We start from the raw sequence: 2,606 nt of genomic DNA, 5'->3' as shown, positions 1-2,606 counted from the left end.
GCTAAAAAGTTTGCACCGCAATTAAGGCTGATGGTGCATACCGGAACCTTCCGCTATAAATCGCCGGAGGTTTTCAGCAATTACGACCTGGTGATCACAACCTATGGCATCAGCAGGATAGATATTGAACTGTTTAAAGCTTACTTTTTTGATTATGTGATCCTGGACGAAAGCCAGAACATCAAAAACCCGTCGTCCAAATCATTCCAGGCGGTAAGGCAATTAAAATCGAAATATAAGCTGATCTTAAGCGGCACGCCGGTTGAAAATTCGGTGAATGATCTTTGGACGCAAATGTCATTCATCAACCCTGGCCTGCTGGGCATACAGCAATTCTTTATGAATGAGTTTGTAACGCCTATTGAAAAGAAAAAAGACGAAGATAAGGCCCGCAAACTACAGGCACTGATAAAACCTTTTGTAATGCGCCGCACCAAGGAGCAGGTTGCAACGGAACTGCCGCCAAAAACCGAAAACTTATTTTACTGCCAGATGAGCGAAGAGCAGTCGGCGGTTTATGAGCAGGTGAAGTCGGAATACAGGAATGAGCTATTGAAGAGTTTGGATGATGGTACTTTCCCTAAAAAGCAGATCCAGGTATTGCAGGGGTTGATCAAACTACGGCAGATCGCCAATCACCCCATCATGATCGACAGTGAATATGAGGGTGATTCGGGCAAGTTTGAGAACGTAGTACACACCTTGTCAAACGTGCTGGATGGTGGGCACAAGGTGCTCATCTTTTCGCAATTTGTGCGGCAGCTGAATATTTACCGGGAATATTTTGATACGGAGGACATCCCGTACGTTTACCTGGATGGCAGTACACAAAACCGTGGCGATGTGGTCAAACAGTTCCAGGAAGACCCTAAAACCAGGGTCTTTCTAATCTCGATCAAAGCCGGTGGGGTAGGCCTCAACCTGACCGAAGCCGATTACGTTTTCATCCTTGACCCATGGTGGAACCCGGCCGTTGAACAACAGGCAATCGACCGTACGCACCGCATTGGGCAAACCAAAAATGTATTCATCTATAAATTCATTACCAAAGATTCTGTCGAGGAAAAGATCCTGGCCCTGCAGCAGCGCAAACTCAGCGTAGCCCGTGCGCTCATCACCACCGAAGAAAGCTTTATCAAATCGCTTTCGGTGGAGGATATTAAGGAGATTTTGGGGTAGCGATTTTGGCAATTCATGATGGATATTAAATGTTATCCCGAAAATTTTGTTGCGTTGCGCAACACGTACAACAACCTGCAGCAAAACGCTAAATTACTGATTATTAATAATTTAACTACTGACAAGATCTTGTCAGTGACAGGATCTTGTCAGTAGTCTTCAGGAGTTTTCTGCCTCGGGCACTACGGTCAACGATTAAGGGAATTTTCCTGCCCCGCAGGTTCTCTCTCAGAGGAACCTGCGCCATATGATTAGATAGAGTGAAATGTTTATTCACGTCTCCACAGGGTCTCTAAACCTCTGCAATTATCGGAATTATTGGTTCGATTGAGGCATGGCCGTAGGATTCGCAGGCGGATGCGGCATATTGGGCATCCTGGCACGCGGAATTTTAACAATCAGATTGATCCTGGAGCGAGGGTAACGCGAACACCCCCGGAGCGTGAAGTAGTGGATAGTTGGTGGCTGTAAGTAATGGGGTCTAAGCCCCCAAATATAAAGTATCCAAGTTGGTAAACTTCGGACAGCGAGGGGCGGGTAAAAAAGCCCCATAACTTGGTATTGTTTAGTCAATTCCAAGCTCTTTATGCATTGCGTGCCATTCTTTTCCAAATTCAATCAATTCTAATGCTGATCTTCGCTTTTCTTCAGGTAAACATTGAATACAGGTTGGATACTGAATGCCTTTGTAATGTTCTTTACATTTTGGACATAATTCCAGATTGTTTAAATCATAGTTAGAAGCACATTTTTTACAAGCAGTTACTGTATCTTCAAAAGAAAGATATTTTATAGTGTCATCTAAATAGAGTAAAAATGCTTCCATTCCAATTATTTCAGACTCTTTGGTTTTCACCATTTCTCTTTGAAACCAATACTTTATATTCGATAAATTATGCTTGTTTTTCCATTTATCTTTTGATATAAAACATTTGTCACGAACATCAAGAGCATCTTCATTTTCATAAAAAATAGCAATGAGTTCATCTACCGATTTATAAATAGGTTTATCAAATTCGTGTCGGCATTCTGTGCAACGATATTGTGGAAGTTTTCTCACTCTTTTGTCAGGGCGGTTATCTCCACAATTTGGGCATAAAGTTACAGGCACATAATCATAATTTTTTATGATAAGTTCCCTAAATTCACATTTATCAACTACTAAATTAGCTTCTTTGAAAATTTGAGTGTGTTTTCTCGTGACCTCTATTTTAACTTCGGAGTATTTTTTTGGATGAGAAAGGTGTTGCATTGTTAATGTATCCATGCTGCCGCATATTTCGCATTTTTCTTTAAGAACTTTACCTCTCCTCTCTTTCCAATCTTTTGTGTGCCAAGACCGTTGCCCTTCTTTATAATCTTTCCAATATAGTTCTGTTGCAAGGTCTAATGAAATTTCTCCGTTAGCCAGCCTTACCCTTAATTCG

The 2,606-nt window shown here is 41.7% G+C and carries 2 protein-coding genes; one reads left to right on the top strand and one right to left on the bottom strand.

Annotation, left to right across the window (positions count from 1 at the left end; genetic code table 11):
* A partial coding sequence (locus QZY09_RS21160) for a DEAD/DEAH box helicase (RefSeq protein ID WP_295675805.1) occupies positions 1–1,179 on the top strand: 1,179 nt, incomplete at its 5' end.
* 565 nt (positions 1,180–1,744) lie between these two features.
* Here QZY09_RS21160 and QZY09_RS21155 read toward each other — a convergent pair.
* The coding region (locus QZY09_RS21155; protein ID WP_295675803.1) for a hypothetical protein at positions 1,745–2,606 on the bottom strand (862 nt) is incomplete at its 5' end.

Origin of the sequence: uncultured Mucilaginibacter sp. (genome assembly GCF_903913935.1) — a bacterium.
Taxonomy (GTDB): Bacteria; Bacteroidota; Bacteroidia; order Sphingobacteriales; family Sphingobacteriaceae; genus Mucilaginibacter.
Note: the sequence above shows the minus strand (reverse complement) of the source record. Positions and strands in the feature narration are given on the sequence as shown.